The organism is Hydrotalea sp. AMD, assembly GCF_004100315.1.
GTDB lineage: Bacteria > Bacteroidota > Bacteroidia > Chitinophagales > Chitinophagaceae > Hydrotalea > Hydrotalea flava.
This window is the reverse complement of sequence record NZ_SCKY01000032.1, coordinates 1-20,298: the sequence shown is the minus strand read 5'-3', so window position 1 is coordinate 20,298 and position 20,298 is coordinate 1. Positions and strand designations below refer to the sequence as shown.

Here is a 20,298-nt window from a genome sequence, read left to right as displayed (position 1 = left end):
AGCCACATATCCGGCTGACGTATTTCAATTAAGATGTTTATCATTTTCTGTACTTTTATTTTTTTAATCAACTTCGGCAGCCAGCTTGACGGGTGCTATTGCCCCGCCTTCGGCAATACCTACCGTTAGCGGTAATTCTATGGCGACAGTGCAGACATCAAGCGAAAGTTACAAAACTGGAAAGACAAACGCCAACGCTTCGCAAAATAAAAAGAGCTGCAATGCCACCCGCAAGCCGACACAAATTGCAGCACATTTTATTTTGCCCAACGCACAGACAGCGTTACTCAAATGACATACAGATTTTCAGCAAACTTTTGACTGACACTTGACTTTTTTCCGTTGACTTCTATTTCCATTGTTCCGTCAAATTCCTGACGACTGACTACTTTTATCTTGCTGCTTAATCCCAATCCGACCTTGACAACATATTGCAGAAACGAAGCCGTGTTATCTTTGACAGCAATGAGTTTACAGGTTTTGCCGACGGCTACTTGCGACAAATTTTTACGGACTTGAAACTTCAACTCGCCTTTTGCATTTGGGATAGCATCTCCGTGCGGGTCAAATTCAGGGTAATCCAAAAACTTGTCAAGTTTTTCAATCAGTTTGGGCGAATGAATATGTTCTAACTGTTCAGCAACTTCGTGAACTTCATCCCAAGTAAACTCAAATTTTTCATACAAAAAAGTTTCCCAAAGACGATGCTTTCGGACGATTTCAATAGCTTGTTTTTTCCCCGAAGCAGTCAATGAAATTTTCCCATATTTCTCATAGTTAATGAGTTTCTTCTCTTTCAGCTTTTTAAGCATATCATTAGCCGTGGCTGGCTTTACATTCAGCATTGCCGCCAGTTCGTTTGTTCCTGCTTCAGATTTATCGGAACTTTCCGAAGTAATATGAAACAATGCTTTGAGATAGTTCTCTTCTGTTTGGGATAACATTTGACAAAGATAAAAAGATTTCTCAAAATCATTTTGTTAGGTTAATCTAACTTTATATTTTTGCTGCCATAACTAATTTATGGTGGGAATGAAACTTATTTTATCGTTAATGGCATCTATAGCTTTGGCGTATGCTGCAAATGCTCAAACGGCAAGCATTACAGGAAAAATCGTATCGGATGGAAAACCGTTGGCATTTGCAAGCGTAGGCATAACAGGAACGGGATTTGGTGCCACAACAGACAGTTCAGGTATCTATATCATCAAAAATATTCCAGAAGGAAATTATTTGCTCAGAGCTTCAAGTATTGGCTTCAATGATTTTGAAAAACAGATTACAATAAAAAGCGGAGAAAATATTTTGCTCAATGTTACTTTAACGGCAAATACTTCTACACTCAACGAAGTAGTAGTAACTGGTGTTTCAAGAGCAACGCTCATCCGCGAAAACCCGATTTCCATTATGAGCATTTCGCCAAAAGCAATTGAGCAAACAAACGAAAGCAACATTATTGATGTGTTGGTAAAAAACGCCCCTGGACTGAATGCAGTGAAAACGGGACCAAATATTTCAAAACCGTTTATTCGTGGGCTTGGCTATAATCGGGTGCTGACTTTGTATGACGGCATCAGGCAGGAAGGTCAGCAGTGGGGAGACGAACACGGCATTGAAGTGGATGCTTACAATATTGACAAAGCAGAAGTAATTAAAGGTCCCGCCAGTTTGATGTATGGCTCGGATGCTTTAGCTGGTGTTGTGAGTTTGTTTCCTTTTATTCCAAATAACAACGATGGACAACCACACGGAAAATTTACAAGTGAATATCAAACAAACAATAATTTAATCGGGAATGGCTTGCGGCTTGATTACAATAATGAACATTTTTTGTTTGCTGTTCGTGGCTCATATCGTATTGCGAAAAATTATCGCAACGCCATTGACGGCAGAATTTACAATAGCAATTTTGATGAAAAAAATTTATCAGCACTTATCGGCTATAAGAGCAACAAGGGTTTTTCGCATTTCAATGTTACACTATATGACAATCTGCAAGGCATTCCTGACGGTAGCCGTGATTCGCTTACAAGAAAATTTACCAAACAAATTTATGAAGGCAGCAATGACGATATAAAAACTCGTCCTGTTGTTTCGGATGCTGAATTAAATTCTTATCAGCTTTCGCCATTGCACCAACACATTCAGCATTACAGAATTTATACGCATAATTTTTATCAAATCGGAAATGGCGATATTGATTTTCTTTTTGCATTGCAGCAAAACATTCGTAGAGAATATAATCACCCGACAATGCCCGAACAGGCAGGAATGTATGTGCGGTTGAATACTTTAAATTACGGATTGCGTTACAACGCTCCCAAGTTTGCAAACATTGAAACAAGCATTGGCATCAACGGAATGTTTCAAAATAATAAGAGCCTGAACGCAACCGATTTTCCTATTCCCGACTATAATTTGTATGATGGTGGAATGTATGTGTATGCAAAATGGAAATACAACAAATGGAGTGTAAGCGGTGGTATCCGTTACGATGTGCGACAAGTGCAATGGAATGATTTTTATGTAAAAACAAATGCGGCAACTGGTTTTGATGAACATACCATATCTGATACAAGCAATGCTGTTTTACAATTTCCTGCATACAAAAAAACTTTTCAGGGAATGTCGGCAAGTTTGGGATTGACATATCAGGCAACAAAACAAATCAGTATCAAAGCCAATGTAGGCAGGGGTTACAGAGCACCTAACATTACCGAAATGGGAAGTAACGGACTTGACCCCGGAGCACACATCATTTATTTAGGCAACAGAAATTTTAATCCTGAATTTTCATTGCAGGAAGATATTGGAGCAAGTGCAAGATTTAAAAATGTTTCGGCAGATGTAAGTGTATTCAACAACAATATTCAGAACTACATTTATCTCACTATGCTTGTTGATGCAAACGGAAATCCGATTACCGATGCACAAGGCAACAAAACTTATCAGTATCAGCAGGCATCGGCACAACTCTACGGAGCAGAAGTATGGTTCTCAATTCATCCTGAAAAATGGAGTGGCTTTAGTTTTGACAATAGCTTAGCGGTTGTTTATGGCTTCAACAGAAAAACTATTTACAAAAACGAAGGCATAAGCGGAGAATATTTGCCGCTCATTCCACCATTGAAATGGTTGAGCAGTGTTTCAAATAAATTTCAGCCTAACACAAAATGTTTAGCTTCACTAACTCCGAAAATAGAATTGGAATTTTCAGCAACGCAAAACAGATATTTAGGATTGAACAACACTGAAACACCAACGCCAGCTTATGCTTTATTCAACTGCGGAATTTCGGCAGAGATAAAATATTCTAAGACACAAACATTACAATTACAATTTCAAGTGAACAACTTGCTTGACAAAGCATATCAATCAAATCTTAGCCGGCTAAAATATTTTGAGTATTACAGTCAATCTCCAAACGGACATTTGGGAATGTATAATATGGGACGGAATATTTGTTTGAAGATAATTTTACCTTTCTGAGAAGCCAACGCTTTTGCAAGCACATTTGCATTTTTACCAACAGCACAAAGCCAAACAAAAAATGCAAAAGAGCTTGCAAGCAACCGCACAGGGACACTGCTGACTTGACACGACAGACCTCTATAACGAGAAGAAGAACAACCGCTAACATGGTATTGCCGCAATGGGGGCTGACGAAAGTAATTGAACAGTTGTGCTACTATTAAACTTTAGTGCTAAATTTGGGCTGACGGTTTTCAAAATCCCCCACTGCGGCAATACCCGAACCGTTGTATGTCACCCTAAACGAGCATCCTACTTAAATTCAAACTAACATGACTTTGCCAAGCTACCCCATGCAATTTTTAGCACTTGGCAAGGCTCACAAAACCCAGACACAATGCCAACCTTGCCAAGAGCTAAAAATGCCTACGCACAGCCCACCCACCCCGGCTGACGAATATCTATCATCATTAGTTCAACACTTCAGCAATATATCTCTACTGAACACCTAAACCCACCCACCACCCAACTGGCGGACAGTTAATAGTTTGCGACCCACAATTGCAGCAAAGAGGCTTTAAAAACTTAACTTAGCGACCACAAAAAATAAAGAATTTTATAAATGTCAGAAGACCAAAAAAAGATACTTGAACAACAACTTTGGAACATTGCCAACACCCTGAGAGGCAAGATGAATGCGGACGAGTTCCGAGATTATATTTTGGGTTTCATTTTCTATAAATATCTATCTGAAAGAATGGACATGTATGCCAACAGCATACTGAAAGCCGACAAAATCAAATACAAAGACATTAAAGAAAACACCAAACAAGGCAAAGAATACATTCAAGCCATCCGTGAAGAATCGTTGGAGAAATTGGGTTATTTCCTAAAACCTTCTGAATTGTTCAGCGAAGTAGCTAAACGTGGCAACAGCGACAAAGAAGAAGATGAGAGCAATTTTATATTGGAAGACCTGCAAAAAATCCTGACCAATATTCAGCAAAGCACAATGGGAACAGAATCGGAAGAAGATTTTGACCATTTGTTTGAGGACATGGATTTGAACAGCACCAAACTTGGCAAAACTCCCGAAGCAAGAAATGCAATTATTGCAAAGGTGCTATCGCACCTTGACAAGATTGATTTCAAATTGGAGCAAACCGAATTGGACGTGTTGGGTGATGCTTATGAATACCTGATTGCACAGTTTGCCAGTGGTGCAGGAAAAAAGGCAGGTGAGTTTTACACGCCACAGGAAGTAAGTATGGTGCTTGCAAAAATTGTAACCACAGGCAAGCAAAAACTAAAATCGGTTTATGACCCGACTTGTGGTTCGGGTTCTTTGTTGCTTCGTGTGGCTAAGGAAGTGAAAGACGTAAGCAACTTTTACGGACAGGAACTCAACCGAACCACTTACAACCTTGCACGAATGAACATGATTTTGCATGGAGTGCATTATCGCAAATTCGACATTAAGCAAGAGGACACCTTAGAACATCCGCAACATATTGACAAAACCTTTGAAGCTATTGTTGCTAATCCGCCATTTTCGGCTCAATGGAGTGCCAACCCTTTGTTTACAAGTGACGACCGCTTTAGCCAATACGGAAAGTTGGCACCGAGCAGTAAAGCCGACTTTGCTTTTGTGCAACACATGATTTACCATTTGGCTGAAAATGGAATTATGGCAATTGTGTTACCGCATGGAGCTTTGTTTCGCAGTGGTGCAGAGCAACACATACGCAGGTATTTGATTGAAGACAAAAACTATTTGGATGCCGTGATTGGCTTGCCAGCCAACTTGTTTTACGGAACACCAATTCCAACTTGTATCATGGTTTTCAAGAAGTGCAGAGAAAACCCTGAAGATGTGTTGTTCATGAATGCAGCAGAACACTTTGAAAGAGGAACTCAAAACACTTTGCGACAAGAGGACATTGACCGCATTATTGACACGTATCGCAACCGCAAGGAAGTTCCGAAATACAGCAGTTTGGCAACGCTTGAATTTATTGCCGAAAATGAATACAATCTGAATATTCCACGCTATGTAAACACTTTTGAGGAAGAAGAAAAGATTGACATTGCAGCAGTTTCCAAGCAATTGAAAAGTTTGGAAAAGGAAATGAAAAATACAGATGCCGAACTCATGGCTTTTTGTAAAGAATTAAAAATTGACACACCGTTTTAACCATGGAAAAACTGAAAGGAAAAAAGCCGAACATCAGGTTTCCGGAGTTTAAAGACGACTGGCAACATACCAAACTGAGTGAATTATTAAGCGAAGCAAAAAAGCGGAACGAGGATTTGAAATACGGAAAAGACGAAGTGCTTTCTGTTTCGGGTGAATTGGGCATTGTAAACCAAATTGAACATTTGGGCAGAAGCTATGCAGGTGCATCCGTTCACAATTACCATGTGGTGGAAACTGGTGATATTGTTTACACCAAAAGCCCTTTAAAGGCAAATCCCTTTGGCATTATCAAACTCAATAAAGGCAAAGCAGGCATTGTTTCTACTTTGTATGCTGTTTACAAAGTGAACAACAAAACCTGTTTCGGACCTTGGATAGACTATTACTTCTCGTTAGATGCCAATACCAACCGCTATTTGCGACCCTTGGTAAAGAAAGGTGCAAAGAACGATATGAAGATTAACAACGCTTATGTATTGCACGACAGAATTTTTGCTCCAAGCATTCCCGAACAAAAACGCATTGCTGCTTTCTTTACGGTAGTGGACAAGAAAATTGCCGAACTTAAACAAAAGAAAACCCTGCTGGAGCAATACAAAAAAGGCGTAATGCAAAAACTCTTTTCGCAGGAGTTGAGGTTTAAAGATGAAAATGGAAAAGAGTTTCCGAAATGGGAGAAACTACAATTTGGAGATTTGTATTGCTTCAAAACAACCAATTCACTTTCGAGAGATTTTTTGAACTATGAACACGGTAAAGTAAAAAACATTCATTACGGTGACATTCATACACAATTCAAAACACTTTTCAATATCAGACAAGAAAGAGTGCCCTTTATAAATTCAACTTTCAAAATCGATAGAATTACGGCAGAAAACTATTGTCAAGTAGGTGATTTAGTTATTGCAGACGCTTCAGAAGATTATTCTGATATTGGTAAGGCGATTGAGATTATTGAAACCGACAATCAACTTATTTTGGCTGGTTTACATACAATTCTTGCAAGACCTGATAAAAATAAAGTCGAGATAGGATTTGGCGGTTATTTAATGGGTGTAGAATATGTTCAAATGCAAATACGAAAAATTGCCCAAGGAACAAAGGTGCTCGGTTTGTCATCTAAGAAATTATCTGCAATTGATATTTATCTTCCCGTAAAGAAAGAACAAACTAAAATTGTGAGCTTTCTGATTTCAATAGACGATAAAATAAACCGAACCAAAAATCAATTACAGCAAACCCAGGAATGGAAAAAGGGTTTGCTTCAAAATATGAATTGTTAAATGAAGGATAATCCAGAAAACATAGATAAGTGGTTAAAATTCCTTGACCCTGAAAACCTAAAAGGGAACTTGATGTTTTCTTCTCTTTTCATTGCTTCATTTGAAGCTTTCAAGGACTACGTTGTTGATGAAGTAAAGTTTTTCTTCAATAATGGTTTTTCAGATGGAGAATTTACTTTTTCTGAGGATTACAACACAAAAGTAAAAGCACTTGACAAAAGCATACTAAAAGCAACCCTACTGTGGCTAAAAGATTTAGATGCGATTGCCGAAAATGATATTGAGACCTATGACGAACTTCGACAATACAGAAATAAATTATCCCATGAATTGATGACCTTGCTATTTGAGGGGCTTCCGAAAGAACTTCCTGAAAAGTTTGCCCAACTGATTGCATTAAGAGTAAAAATTGAAAAGTGGTGGATAATGAATATTGAAATCCCAACAAATCCTGATTTTGATGCACCAACAGAGGTTAAAGAAGAAGATATAATGACTTCTTCTCAAATGTTCAATCAATTAATTTTTGACATGCTTTCTGGAGATGAGAAAAGGGCATCCTATTATCAAAATGAATTTAAGCAGAGATTTAATAAATAATGGCTAAACAACCCGAACAAATATTAGAAGAACAATTAGTTGCACAGCTTCAAAAGTTGGGTTATGGTTTGGTGTATATCAAAGACGAAAAAGAACTGATTGCCAATCTGAAAACGCAATTAGAAAAACACAACAACATACAATTCAGTCCCAAAGAATTTGAACGGGTGCTGAATATTTTGAGCAAAGGTTCGGTATTTGAAAAAGCTAAAACGCTTCGTCAAAAACAGCACATTGTAAGAGATAATGGCGACAACCTGTATTTTGAATTTGTGAATGTAGAACACTGGTGCCAAAACCAATTTCAGGTTACGCATCAGGTTACAATGGAAGGCAAATACAAAAACCGTTATGATGTTACATTGCTTATCAACGGTTTGCCATTAGTGCAAATAGAACTGAAACGCAGAGGACTTGAACTGAAAGAAGCCTTTAACCAAATTAACCGCTACCAACGACATTCATTCGGGGCAAATTCTGCCTTGTATCAATACGTTCAGATTTTCATTATCAGCAACGGAGTAAATACAAAGTATTACGCCAACAACAGGCATCAGTCATTCAAACAAACTTTCTACTGGACAGACAAGGAAAACAAACGCCTGACCAACATTGTAAACGGTTTTACTTCTGAATTTTTAGAGCCGTGCCACATCAGCAAAATGATATGCAAATACATTGTGCTGAACGAAACCAACAAGATTTTGATGGTGCTTCGCCCCTATCAGTTTTATGCCGTTGAGGCATTGATTGACCGTGTAAAGAACACTAACAAAAACGGTTATATCTGGCACACCACAGGTTCGGGCAAAACACTAACCAGTTTCAAAGCCAGTCAGATTTTAATGAATCTGCCACAGGTAAAAAAAGTGGTATTTGTGGTGGACAGGAAAGATTTGGATTACCAAACCAACAAAGAATTCAACAGCTTTAGCAAAGGTTGCATTGACGGCACAGACAACACCAATCAATTGGTAAAGCAGTTTTCAGACGATACCAAACTGATTGTTACTACTATTCAAAAACTCAATACTGCCATCAGCAAAAAGCAGTATTTAGGCAAAATGGAAAAGCTGAAAGACGAAAAAATCGTTTTCATTTTTGACGAGTGCCACCGTTCACAGTTTGGCGAAACGCATAGCCGTATCAAATCATTCTTCAACAACATTCAGATGTTCGGATTTACAGGCACACCCATTTTTGCCGATAATGCCGTGAAGAATGAATTGGGCAAACGAACCACCAAAGAACTGTTTGCCGACAGTCTGCATAAATATGTAATTACAGATGCCATTAAAGACGAAAACGTCTTGAAGTTTTCAGTGGAATATGTGGGCAGATACAAACGCAAGGAAACCGCCACCGAAATTGATATTGAGGTAGAAGACATTGACAAAAAAGAGTTGATGGAATCGCCTGTGAGATTGGAAAAAATTGCCGATTACATTTTGGCACATCACAACCGCAAAACCCACAATCGGGATTTTACCGCCATGTTTTGTGTGAGCAGTGTGGAAACGCTGATAAAGTATTACGACATATTCCAACGCAAAAAAGAAGAAGGCAAACACAACCTAAGAATTGCCACTATTTTCAGCTATGCCAGCAATGAAGATGATGCAGATGCCAATGGATTTTTGCCCGAAGAATTATCGGTTGTTGAAGAGCCAAAAGCACTTTATGGATTGGCTGTACACAGTCGTGAAAAGCTGGATGAATTTATCGGGAATTACAACCAAATGTTTGAAACGAAATTCTCCACCAAAGACAGCGAGAGTTTTTACAACTACTATAACGACATTTCCAAGAAAGTAAAAGAACGAAAGATTGATATTTTGTTGGTGGTAAATATGTTCCTTACAGGTTTTGACAGCCCAACGTTAAACACCTTGTATGTGGACAAGAATTTGCGTTATCACGGTTTAATACAAGCGTATTCGAGAACCAACCGAATTTTAAACGAACAGAAATCACAAGGCAACATCATTGTTTTCCGTAACCTAAAAAACGCTACTGACGAAGCCATTACGTTGTTCAGCAACAAAGAAGCGATTGAGGTTATCATCATGAAACCTTATGAGGATTATGTAAAGAAATTCAATGAAGCCTTTATTGCCTTGCTGAAAATTACACCAACTGTAAACAGCGTAAACGAGCTGCAAACCGAAAATGACGAACTGGAATTTATCAAAGCATTTCGTGAACTGATAAGGATAAAAAACATTTTGGCTGCCTTTGCCGACTTCAAATGGGAAGATTTCGCAATGAATGAACAGTTGTTTGAAGATTATAAAAGCAAATACCTTGACCTATACGACAAAGTAAAAAGCGATCATCAAAAAGAGAAAGTTTCCATTTTGGAAGATGTCGACTTTGAACTGGAACTCATACACCGTGACGAAATCAATGTTGCTTACATCATTCAGTTGCTCATAAAACTGAAATCGAAAGTGCAGAAAGATGTATCGCAAGCCGAAAAGGAAATCTTCAATTTGTTGAACACAGAAGCACATTTAAGAAGCAAGCGGGAATTGATAGAGAAATTCATTCAGGAGAATTTGCCTGTGCTGGAAGACGAAGACGACATTCCAGAAGCATTTGACAAGTTTTGGAATGAAGAACAACAAAACGCTTTCAATAAATTGGTGAAAGAAGAAAACCTATCACCCGACAAAACCCAAACCCTGATTGAAGATTACTTGTATGCAGAAAGAGAACCATTGAGAGATGAAATTTTAGAATTGTTGGAGGGCGAAAAACCTTCGGTTTTAGAACGCAAGAAAACAGGCGATAGAATTTTGAGTAAAATCCTGGGCTTTGTAGAAACTTTTATAAATGGAATGACGAATTGATATGAATATAGTAACCCTTTTGTTCCGCTTGTTTCTGACCTTCAATGCAACATCATTGATTTTAGTGGTGTATTTAGTAAAGGAGCAGAAAGTTATAAATGGCTGGTCTTATTACTTGGCAGGATTGCCACATTGGCTTTCTTATGTTCTGTATTTTGCCGTTCCCGTTCTATTAACGTTTTTGAGTTTATTGTTATCAAACAAATTGGCTGATGATAACATTGAAGCCGAAAATGGGAAATCGGCAATAAGAGAAATTGAGCAAGCCAACAACGCCTATTTACCAAGCTATTTGGGTTATTTCTTTGTTGCGTTAAGTGTTCCGCATTGCGACACATTAATTTTTGTTTTTGCGATTCTGTTTCTATTTACATTCTTATCTCAAACACTTTATTTCAATCCCTTGTTTTTGGTATTCGGCTATCATTTCTATTACCTGACAACTGAAACAAACATCAAAATATTTGTGATTTCAAAAAGAAATTTAAAGCACCCAAGTGGATTGAGTTTTCCAAATTTGAAACGCATCAATGATTTTACATTCATAGATAAAGACAAGTAACAATATGAATCATCTTTTAGCAAAAACGAAAGGCAGAAATGGAAACTTTTTCAAAGTAATTTCTAACAGGCAAATTTTTGATATGCCTGACGACCTGATTAATGCCGTAGAATATAACTCCGATTACAAATTGGAAGATGATGAATGGTTTGCGGTTACCGAATTTTTAGAAAAGGAATATTGCATTGAGTTTTTAACGACAAGATTTATTTCAACTGATTACAACCAATTAGCAAGAGCAGAATATACCAATGTGGAATATTTGGTTGCTTATCAAACAGGTGTTTACTGTTTTCAAAAACTTTCATCCAGCCAAATAATCCGCAAAAAGTATTTTTCAATTTCCGACCAACCCGACTTGGTGGACTCCCCAATAATTGTAATTAATCAAGTTCCTGATGCGATTTATGTAAAAGATGATGACACTTTGTATTTCAAACGACGCCGGCCATAACGACAATTTTCAAAGGCATTTACGAACTCTACAAAGAAGCGACTCAGGAAGAAACAGAGGAGTTTTTACAAAATGACTTTATCAATCTGGAGGAGAGTTTTACGGCAGACAGTGTAAAAAAAGCGAACAGAAAACGTATTGCAATGGCTCAAGAGACTTTGAAGAAATTTAAGCCAAAAGAGAAAAAGCAAATTTTCAGTTACATACGAGAATACTGTGCAGACTTAGATTTTGACGAGAATGACGAGAACTTTTCAATATCAAATGAGGAGGACTTGAAAAAACTGCTTTACGGAATTGAACAGCGTTACTACACGACAAGAGTAGGTAATGAAAAGAGACTAGCTAATTCAATAATTCCAGTCTAGAAATGATTTAGCCGACGCACCAAGTCAGGCACATTTGCAAGGCACACAAAGCCAACCCACAAAAGCCAACCTTGCAAAAGAGCCTGCCTTGTTCCCACGCTTCCGGGACACACCCTGCCACGGTAGACACAGACTAAAAATTTGAAGTGACAAGACAAAGGGCGAACATACAACAAAAGGTTTGCCGCAAGTCTGGCGGACGTAATAACAATCGGCTGTTGTACTACTATCATCTAATATCGGGCTTGACCGAATTCTATTTGGCTTTTAGTTGTTAACTTCAACTTTAGTATTTCAATCGGCTTCAGTTGCCAGGCGGACAGCTATAAAATACCAGCCCTGCGGCAAGCCTCGAACGTTAGCACTCACCCTAAAAGACGACACGACCAACAATAAACGAACAGAAAAAGATAGATAAGATGCCAACGCTTCAGCAAAATCAAAAGAGCTGCAACCCCACCCACAAAGCCAAACCAATGCAGCACATTTGCTTTTGCTCCAACCGCTGACTAAACTCGACAGAAAATGATATTGAACGAGACATATTATCAGAAACTTATAGAAAATTTCAAGGATGTTCAACATCTTGAAAATGATTTTTCTAATAATGTTGTAGCTCTGACAGTAAAAGTTATTCTTAAACATTACTACGACAACAAACCGCTTCACATAAATTTCCAAAACGCAAAAGACTCCTTATTTGAAATAGCAAAACACTTATATATTGAGTTGGCAAATGACATCTATAAAAACCACTACGACCTTCCTGACAATTTTGCTATCGGTGACAAGTTGAAAAGAATAAAAGACAACCAATATTATGAGATTACCAAAGTTGAAAATAACGACTACACTATCAGACAAATATTAAGAAAAAGAAAAACGGATATTTCCCCTGCAACCTTATCAGGAATTACCTATGAAAGGCTAACAAAAAACTATGTAAAATTAAAAGAAGGTACAGGAATTAGTGAAAGAACTATAAAAAATTACTTTGACTTTTTTGAAAACCTAAATAAGGAAAAGTGTGAGTTCCCAAGGTTGAATTTTGACAGAAAAACTGTATTTATTTCAAAAAAACCTTTATGGGACAGTTTAAATGTAAAGAGTAAAATACCCTCAATTTATCTACCAAATCCTAGGGAAGAGAATCATCTAAGTGAGACAAAGTCAATTCCTGCATTAACAGATTGTTTAGTTTATTTCACTCCAAAGTATGAAGTTTGTTATCAAAACATTTTACTTCAAAATAAACGATTAAAATCAGTTATTGTTTTTGATACAGAAGCTACGAGTATCGAACAAATGCTACTTGACAAACAACGGTTCGGATTCAATTTAATAATTTTATCAAACAGCTTAACTCCACAGAAAAACAACTCAATTCCTTGTTGGAATTGGTTCAAAGAAGAAGTTGAATTAGTAAATGCGTTATGATAAGATTTAAGAACATGCCAAGTCTGGAAATTGAGAACTCTATAAAGAACCTCGATAATAAAATCTCCATTGTAAATACTGAGTTTGGAATTGAACTCAAGTCTTATGGAAATATTTTAAGAATAGCAATTAATGCAATCCAACCAGACACAATTGAAAATCTAATTGAAAGATTAAAGATCAATAAAGAATTAGAACACGGCTTAGAAAATTATGGTGGCTATACCATAGAATATTTAGCGGATAATAATCCAAAGGATGAGTTGTTTAGGCTCTTGGAGTATCTCAAAAAAACCTTACCAAAACAGGAAACGCTTATAAAGTTCTTAAATCAATCAGACAAAAAAACTATTGCCTTTTTCGACAACAACGATATTGACTTTGCAATAAAAAACGTTCGAAATCGAAAAGTAGAAATCCACCCCTTTTCTGCTTTAAAAAGAATAGCCATAGAAAATAAAACATTGGTATTTCATAGTTTCAATGGGCAAAAAGATTTCGATTTACTGTACAATCTAAATTCTGATGTTGTTTTAGTTGTTTATAAGCAAGAAAAAAATCTTTACTATAAATATCTTGACAATAGAAAAAAACTAATTGAAGAAGAAATAAAATCTAAAGATAGGCTTTCAATATGTGGAATCGAGTATCAAGAATCAAGAAATTACTCAGTTGATATTAGTTCGACTATAAATGGCATAGTTTCAAGACTAGACGATTTTGGGAACAGAGCTTATGAAGGATATAAAAATGAATGTGATGTATTACTAAATGATAGTGAAGAAAAGTTGATTTATAAGGTTGGAACAAATATATCTCACTTGTATCTTGAAAGTAACGACACCATTTTTACTGAGCGAGGCGAACTAAATAAAACTTATAAAATTAAAATCGGAGATAAAATTAGAGTTTACCCGAAAGAGCAGCTTGCAGAAAATTTGTATCAAGTTGCAGTTGAAACTGAACCCGATATTTTTGGCAAAGTTGAAGAGCATTCAGTTTATTGGAAACAGCTAATAAATGAACTTAGAAATAAATTCGGAGACGAAATATTATACAAAAAATTAAAAGAAAAGGGGTTAAGAATTTTGCCAAATACACTTGCAACATATGGAAAAGGATTTAGAAAGTTTCCAATGTATAAAAATGACCTTCGTGCAATTTTTAAACAATACTTCTCCGATAAAACTGATATTGAAATTGACACTTTGATTAAGCCAATTTTAAAATCTAAAACAACATACAATAGCACAATGATTGTTCTTGGTAGAGGATTAAAACAAGAGCTAAGATTATTTTTAAGAGAAAATAAAATTGGAGAGATTTTGCAAAAACGAAATTTTAATGAATCCACTTTGAGAGCATTCGTAGAGGAGTTTATGCCTTTACATACGGTTTTAAGTAAAGAAGTCTTTAATGACAGTATTGAAACTTTAGATGAAAAAACATTACAACTATTTGAATTATGAGCGTAAAAGAAAATCGAAATATAATTATAGAGAGGGTTAAAAAAGAACTATTAGGTCCAGGTTCTGATATTTTTGTTTGCAATGATGATTTTGCAAACGAGATAATAGAAGGAAAACCATTACAGAGATATTTCACAGGGATACTTTTTCCAAAGCAACTTCAAACAAATGGTAGTGACAATGGGCAAGAGGAAATGAAAGAAGAGGATGAAGACGATTTAACAGAGCTGAAACTTGAATTTCCTGATGAAGAAAAAAAGGAAACAGAGATATTTGAAGAAGATGATGAAGTCGAGAAGACAGATACTCAACCAAAATACAGTGCGAATACATTTTTTCCTTCACATTTTGGGATAACTTTCGCAGTAGATAAGTCTTGTCAAAAGTTTAAATCAACTATAAGATTTGGAAATTACAAGAAAGCAGATTTTGCAGAAATTAAAATCTCCTACAATGGCGAAGGTGTTAATTTGCTGAGCGAACACGGTTTGAATAGCATTGTACACTATGATGAAGAAACGAAATTGATTTCTCAAAGCAAAAAAGTACAGCGAACCAAAGACGGAAAACTAACCGCAGAATATCAGGCATTTCAAGAAGGCTTAAAATCGTTAGGCAAAGCTACTTCTTACGACCACGCCTTATATAAAATCATTTCAAAACTATTTTTCAAAGACAAATACAAACGTAACGATAACAGCATTGAATTTGAAACAAAAATTGCCGACATTCTTTCAGCCGAAAATCAACACATCGAATTAAAATTATCGGAACTACCAAACTGTATTTCTGATAATTGGCACAAGGAGCTAAAGGAAAACCTTGTATTTCATCTGAAACTTTATTCAAATTACCCTGACAAATACTACATCAAAGCTGTAATTGAAAACAGAGTAAAAATCCCTAAAGACAAATTTTCACTTTCTAAAGAAAAAGTCAATCAAGTAAGTTGTTTTCAAACAGAGATAAAAATTGAGACTGAAAAGCTTTTACCTTTTAGAGACTATAAATCACATTTATACAAAACGGATGAGGATAGAATGTTAGACTATCTATACCGTGAAAAACTTGCTTTTGGTATTGGACATAATACTGCTTGCACTTGGGAAAACGCTCAATCACCAAACACCCCCCAATGGATTCAATCGACTTTTTTACCTGATTATGATGTAAAAAGCCAAAGTTCAGAAACGGATAAAATAAAGGGTGAGATTCTTAACATCAAAAATCTTTCTATTTATAATTCAGATAAAAATGGGATAATCGAAAACCTTAAAAAAGTTGCAGATGCCTATAGAAATTGGATTAATAATGAAAGTCAAGCAGCAAATGGAAATGAGCTTGGTCAAAAAAATATATCTAAATGCGAATTAATTCTTAGTAGAATTAGCAATGGTATTAACAAACTCGAAAAGAATGAAAAGGCTTTAAGAGCATTTCAATTAGCGAACACAGCAATTTATTTGCAGATGTTCCAAACTGCTCAACATTTCGGCACCAAAAAGGAAGGTTTTGAAGTATGGGAAAGAAATGATGTTTTACAACACAAATTTGAAGAGTATGGAGTTTTACAATTTCCAAAAAATAGCAAAGGAGAAATCAAAGAACCTGAATGGCGGCCATTTCAGTTAGCATTTATTCTTCAATGTTTAGCATCATTTGTTGATGAGAATAGTACTGAAAAGGAATTAATTGATTTGCTTTATTTCCCAACGGGTGGTGGTAAAACAGAAGCATATTTAGCAGTTTCAGCATTTTTAATTTTTTGGAGAAGATTAGAATATCCGACAAGCTATGATGGTGTAAATATTATTATTCGCTATACTTTGAGGCTTCTATCCGCTCAACAATTTGAAAGAGCTTCTAAAATGATATTGGCTTGCGAGTTTATTCGCAGTAATCATAAAGATTTAGGAGATAAAAAAATCACTATTGGTTTTTGGGTAGGTAAACAAACAATTCCAAACAGTATAGCAGATGCACAAAGAAAATTACAATCAACTCAACAGAAGTTAAACCAAGGAAACACTTTTGTGATAAATCCATTTCAACTATCAAATTGTCAATGGTGCAACACTAAAATAATTTCAAAGCTTTCGGGAAATGATGCAGCATATCAAATTGGGCATAGAATTGATAGGCATTTAAAAAGCCATTGTTTAAATGAAGCCTGTCATTATTCTGAACAAAATGGTGGGTTACCAATAGTATTGATTGATGATGATATTTATTCAAAACCACCAACTATTTTATTTGCAACAGTAGACAAGTTTGCTGCAATCGCTTGGAGAGGTGAAGCTACTACCCTTTTTAACTATGGTGACAATAGAAAACCTGAGTTAATTATTCAGGACGAGTTGCACTTGTTAAATGGAACTCTTGGGAGTCTTGTTGGTCTTTTTGAAAATGCACTTTTAGAAATTTGCAACCATCCTAAAATAATTGCATCAACTGCGACAGTAAAAAACGTTGATAAACAAATTTTAGGGTTATATGGTCGTGAAGCAAGAGTTTTCCCCCAATATGCCACAAACTCGGACGACACATTTTTCTCAAAAGTAATTGATGAAAGCAAGAGAAAATACATTGGTGTTTTACCTACCGGTAAAACTACTGTAATTACTAACCTTCAATTATTAGCTTCCTTACTTTTTGCAAGGCTTGAAATTTGGAAAAAATCATCTGAAAAAGCTGATGCTGATAGCTTTTGGACTTTGCTTTCTTATTTCAAAAGTTTAAAGGAGATCGGTCGTTTTTCAAATAAGATAAATTCAGAATTAAAACCAATAATCAAACAGCTTCAAGTTAGGTATTTGATAGATGACTTTAATTCAGCAAACAATTACAATAAACTTTCATACAGAAATATTGAATTAACTAGCCGAATACCCAATGAAAAAATTAAGAAGAACTTAGATAAACTCGACATTCAGTTTAATGGAGATTTGAAAGACCATAAGGCATATGATTTAGTGCTTGCAACAAATATGATAAGCGTTGGTCTTGATGTTGGTCGTTTAGGTGTGATGATAATGAACGGAATGCCACCAAATACAGCCGAATATATTCAGGCTAGTAGCCGTGTTGCAAGAAAAAATGAAGGTGTTGTATTTACTCTATACGACCCATTCAATAGTAGAGATTTATCGTTCTATGAGGATTTTGTTCAGTTTCACAAAACCTTTTATAAGCAAGTTGAACCATTAAGTGTAACTCCTTTTGCGGAGAATGCACTTGATAAAATGCTGTTTACGCTAATTCTAGCTTATTTCCGACATACCACTCAATACACAAGCAATGATGCGGCTAATGCAATTATTGATGATAGAGTGAAAAATGAACTCAAAAGCAACCTTTTACAACTTTTCCAGAATCACCAGTTCGCTCAAGATGATATTCAACTAATAATGGAAAAGGTAGATATTATCCTAAGAGATTGGAAATACAAAGTTGAAGCAGATAGAAACTTGAAATACTATTGGTATAACCACCCTAAAGAATCTTTGATGGTGCCAATGCAAGAAAAGAAAAATGATGATGAAACATTAGTTGCAATGCAATCTATGAGAAGCGTAGAACCGAGTGCAGAAATATTAATCAGACAATATTAGAATATATGCCAAACGATAAAATTAAACACGGTAGAAGTAAGCATATTTCAAATTATGGTGGAGTTGGTTCAATAATTGAAACAACAGACAATTCAATTATCATTGAAACATTTGATAATTGGGGTTATTCAGACTTAAATGAGAAATTAGCTCATTACATAATTAAAGATGATAGGCTTTTACAACGACTGAAAAATAGATTTCCAAATCTCAAACATTTAGTTGCAATACCAACAGATAGAGATTCATTTTTGCATCAGGTTAGACCTAAAGCAAATTATTTTCCAAAATGGTTTTATTGTACTCATTGTAACCGCTTTGCTTCATACTTTGAGTGGAAAAATAGGTGGCGAAGTGCAGGCAAAAATTTAGATTTTTTTAATCCTCCTAAATGTGCGAATCGTGATTGCAAGGAAAATCATTTAGAACAAATAAGATTTGTTCTGACTTGCAGTAATGGACATATTCACGACTTGCCTTGGGAGTATTGGAACAATCGCTTGCCATCAGATAAAAGTAATGTTGAAGAAACTGAGGATGAAGAAAAAAATGAAAAACAAAGTGGGCCACAATTAGATTATTCAAAAAAATGTTGTGATCAACAAGATTTAATTTATAAAATAAGTCGAGAAAACACTGAACTTTCAGGTATTTGGATAGAGTGTAAGAATTGTAAAAAGAAAGCCAATCTTAAAGGTATTTTCAATTTTGAAAAAAAGTGTGATGGCAAGAAATATTGGCTTGGTCAACTTAACGGTAAATTCCACGAAGAAGAATGCGGTATAAGTATGTCTCCAAGTATTTCAGTTAAGGTCAAAACGAGTAATAGCGTTTATTATGCAAACACATTAAGTAGTTTGTTTATACCTGAAATGCAAAATCCGCTTTCATCCGAAGTGAGAATTGATATTGATAATATGGTTGAAAGTGCTCAATTTACCAATGAACAAATCATTCAATTAGTAAGTATTCAAAAGAAAATTGACAAAGAGTTAATCCAACAATATTTAGAATCAGGAGACATTCAATACATTCCAGATAATGTTTATCGTCAAGCTGAATATGATTACTTCCTAGAAAAAGAACAGCCAGATAACAAACAAATTAAATTCAGAGTAATTGACTGTACAGACCAAATTAATGGCTTTTCAAAATTGGTAAAGATTGACAAATTGAAAAAAACAACAGTTCAAACTTCATTTACTCGTAACGAACCAATAGACATAGATTCAATCTTACAAAACCAATCCGAATACGAATACACTGTTCAACGACAATCTGTATCAAAAAATAATTTTGACTCAAAAACATTACCAGCGTTAGAAAGCTATGGTGAGGGAATTCTATTCGTTTTAGACAAAAACAAATTAGAACAATGGGAAAAACAACAAGTCGTTATTGAAAGAACTGACAAAATAAAAAATAACGCTAAAAATGCAGATTGGAAATCTCATCAGATAATTGCTAAAACACTTACTCCAAGAAAGGTATTAATTCATACTCTTTCACATTTACTAATGAGAGAATTAGAATACGTTTGTGGCTATCCAACATCATCACTTTCTGAAAGACTATTTGTAAGTGACACAATGCACGGATTTTTAATTTCAGCTTTTGACGGAACAGACGGGTATTTAGGTGGTCTTTCAAACTTATGCAACGACTTGGACAACTTGAGGAAAATTATTGAAAGTGCTATATTCAGAGCAACAGACTGTTCTTCTGACCCTATTTGTATTGAATCAGAAGGACAAGGAGTGGGACAACTTAACTTAGCTGCTTGCCATTCCTGCACTTTGACACCTGAAACGACTTGTGAACTTTCAAACTTATACTTAGACAGAAGTTTAGTGATAAATAGAGCATGTCTCAAAAGTATGTTTTTTGTAATAAATTGAATGAATTTGCCGTTTATAAGAGAAACGACATTTATGGATATCACAAACGAACAATGGGACTTGATCTGTGGGTTGATTGAAAAAAATATTCCGGCC

At 35.7% G+C, this 20,298-nt stretch carries 13 protein-coding genes; 12 read left to right on the top strand and 1 reads right to left on the bottom strand.

All coding sequences use genetic code 11. The features are described 5' to 3' along the window. Positions 1–287: 287 nt before the first annotated feature. Entirely contained in the window at positions 288–944 is a 657-nt protein-coding gene (locus tag EO766_RS16445) for a metal-dependent transcriptional regulator (protein ID WP_074417595.1), read from the bottom strand. Positions 945–1,032: 88 nt separating this feature from the next. On the opposite strand from EO766_RS16445, the gene EO766_RS16440 reads away from it, so the two are divergent. From EO766_RS16440 to drmB, 12 genes are all read left to right on the top strand, one after another. Next, on the top strand, positions 1,033–3,489 hold the full coding sequence (locus EO766_RS16440; RefSeq protein WP_074417627.1) for a TonB-dependent receptor: 2,457 nt from the start codon (positions 1,033–1,035) through the stop codon (positions 3,487–3,489). Between the two features lie 604 nt (positions 3,490–4,093). Next, entirely contained in the window at positions 4,094–5,665 is a 1,572-nt protein-coding gene (locus EO766_RS16435) for a type I restriction-modification system subunit M (RefSeq protein ID WP_074420911.1), read from the top strand. Between the two features lie 2 nt (positions 5,666–5,667). Further along, positions 5,668–6,951 carry a restriction endonuclease subunit S gene (locus EO766_RS16430; RefSeq protein ID WP_074420912.1) on the top strand — a complete coding sequence of 428 codons (1,284 nt, stop codon included), beginning with the start codon at positions 5,668–5,670 and terminating at the stop codon, positions 6,949–6,951. Next, entirely contained in the window at positions 6,952–7,551 is a 600-nt protein-coding gene (locus EO766_RS16425) for a hypothetical protein (protein ID WP_074420913.1), read from the top strand. Next, positions 7,551–10,403, top strand: coding sequence for a type I restriction endonuclease subunit R (locus tag EO766_RS16420; protein WP_074420914.1), 2,853 nt, complete (start codon positions 7,551–7,553; stop codon positions 10,401–10,403). The genes EO766_RS16425 and EO766_RS16420 overlap by 1 nt, the downstream gene beginning before the upstream one ends. A 1-nt stretch (position 10,404) precedes the next feature. Beyond that, a complete protein-coding gene (locus tag EO766_RS16415) occupies positions 10,405–10,965 on the top strand; it encodes a KwaA family protein (RefSeq protein WP_218836927.1) in 561 nt (186 codons plus the stop codon). A gap of 4 nt (positions 10,966–10,969) precedes the next feature. Further along, entirely contained in the window at positions 10,970–11,419 is a 450-nt protein-coding gene (locus EO766_RS16410; RefSeq protein ID WP_218836928.1) for a hypothetical protein, read from the top strand. A 143-nt stretch (positions 11,420–11,562) separates the two neighbouring features. Then, on the top strand, positions 11,563–11,787 hold the full coding sequence (locus EO766_RS16405; protein WP_218836929.1) for a hypothetical protein: 225 nt from the start codon (positions 11,563–11,565) through the stop codon (positions 11,785–11,787). A 525-nt stretch (positions 11,788–12,312) separates the two neighbouring features. Then, a complete protein-coding gene (locus EO766_RS16400) occupies positions 12,313–13,224 on the top strand; it encodes a hypothetical protein (protein ID WP_074420915.1) in 912 nt (303 codons plus the stop codon). Between the two features lie 14 nt (positions 13,225–13,238). Then, a complete protein-coding gene (locus EO766_RS16395; protein ID WP_143439442.1) occupies positions 13,239–14,693 on the top strand; it encodes a DISARM anti-phage system protein DrmE domain-containing protein in 1,455 nt (484 codons plus the stop codon). Next, positions 14,690–18,304, top strand: coding sequence for a helicase-related protein (locus tag EO766_RS16390; RefSeq protein WP_074420465.1), 3,615 nt, complete (start codon positions 14,690–14,692; stop codon positions 18,302–18,304). Before EO766_RS16395 ends, EO766_RS16390 begins: the two co-directional genes overlap by 4 nt. A 5-nt stretch (positions 18,305–18,309) precedes the next feature. Continuing rightward, entirely contained in the window at positions 18,310–20,202 is a 1,893-nt protein-coding gene (drmB, locus tag EO766_RS16385; RefSeq protein WP_074420464.1) for an MrfA Zn-binding domain-containing protein, read from the top strand. Positions 20,203–20,298 lie beyond the last annotated feature (96 nt).

Excerpts from the sequence above, each read along its gene's own strand:
- EO766_RS16445 (WP_074417595.1), bottom strand. The coding sequence starts at position 944 with ATGTTATCCCAAACAGAAGAGAACTATCTCAAAGCATTGTTTCATATT.
- EO766_RS16440 (WP_074417627.1), top strand. The coding sequence starts at position 1,033 with ATGAAACTTATTTTATCGTTAATGGCATCTATAGCTTTGGCGTATGCT.
- EO766_RS16435 (WP_074420911.1), top strand. The coding sequence starts at position 4,094 with ATGTCAGAAGACCAAAAAAAGATACTTGAACAACAACTTTGGAACATT.
- EO766_RS16430 (WP_074420912.1), top strand. The coding sequence starts at position 5,668 with ATGGAAAAACTGAAAGGAAAAAAGCCGAACATCAGGTTTCCGGAGTTT.
- EO766_RS16425 (WP_074420913.1), top strand. The coding sequence starts at position 6,952 with ATGAAGGATAATCCAGAAAACATAGATAAGTGGTTAAAATTCCTTGAC.
- EO766_RS16420 (WP_074420914.1), top strand. The coding sequence starts at position 7,551 with ATGGCTAAACAACCCGAACAAATATTAGAAGAACAATTAGTTGCACAG.
- EO766_RS16415 (WP_218836927.1), top strand. The coding sequence starts at position 10,405 with ATGAATATAGTAACCCTTTTGTTCCGCTTGTTTCTGACCTTCAATGCA.
- EO766_RS16410 (WP_218836928.1), top strand. The coding sequence starts at position 10,970 with ATGAATCATCTTTTAGCAAAAACGAAAGGCAGAAATGGAAACTTTTTC.
- EO766_RS16405 (WP_218836929.1), top strand. The coding sequence starts at position 11,563 with ATGGCTCAAGAGACTTTGAAGAAATTTAAGCCAAAAGAGAAAAAGCAA.
- EO766_RS16400 (WP_074420915.1), top strand. The coding sequence starts at position 12,313 with ATGATATTGAACGAGACATATTATCAGAAACTTATAGAAAATTTCAAG.
- EO766_RS16395 (WP_143439442.1), top strand. The coding sequence starts at position 13,239 with ATGCCAAGTCTGGAAATTGAGAACTCTATAAAGAACCTCGATAATAAA.
- EO766_RS16390 (WP_074420465.1), top strand. The coding sequence starts at position 14,690 with ATGAGCGTAAAAGAAAATCGAAATATAATTATAGAGAGGGTTAAAAAA.
- drmB (WP_074420464.1), top strand. The coding sequence starts at position 18,310 with ATGCCAAACGATAAAATTAAACACGGTAGAAGTAAGCATATTTCAAAT.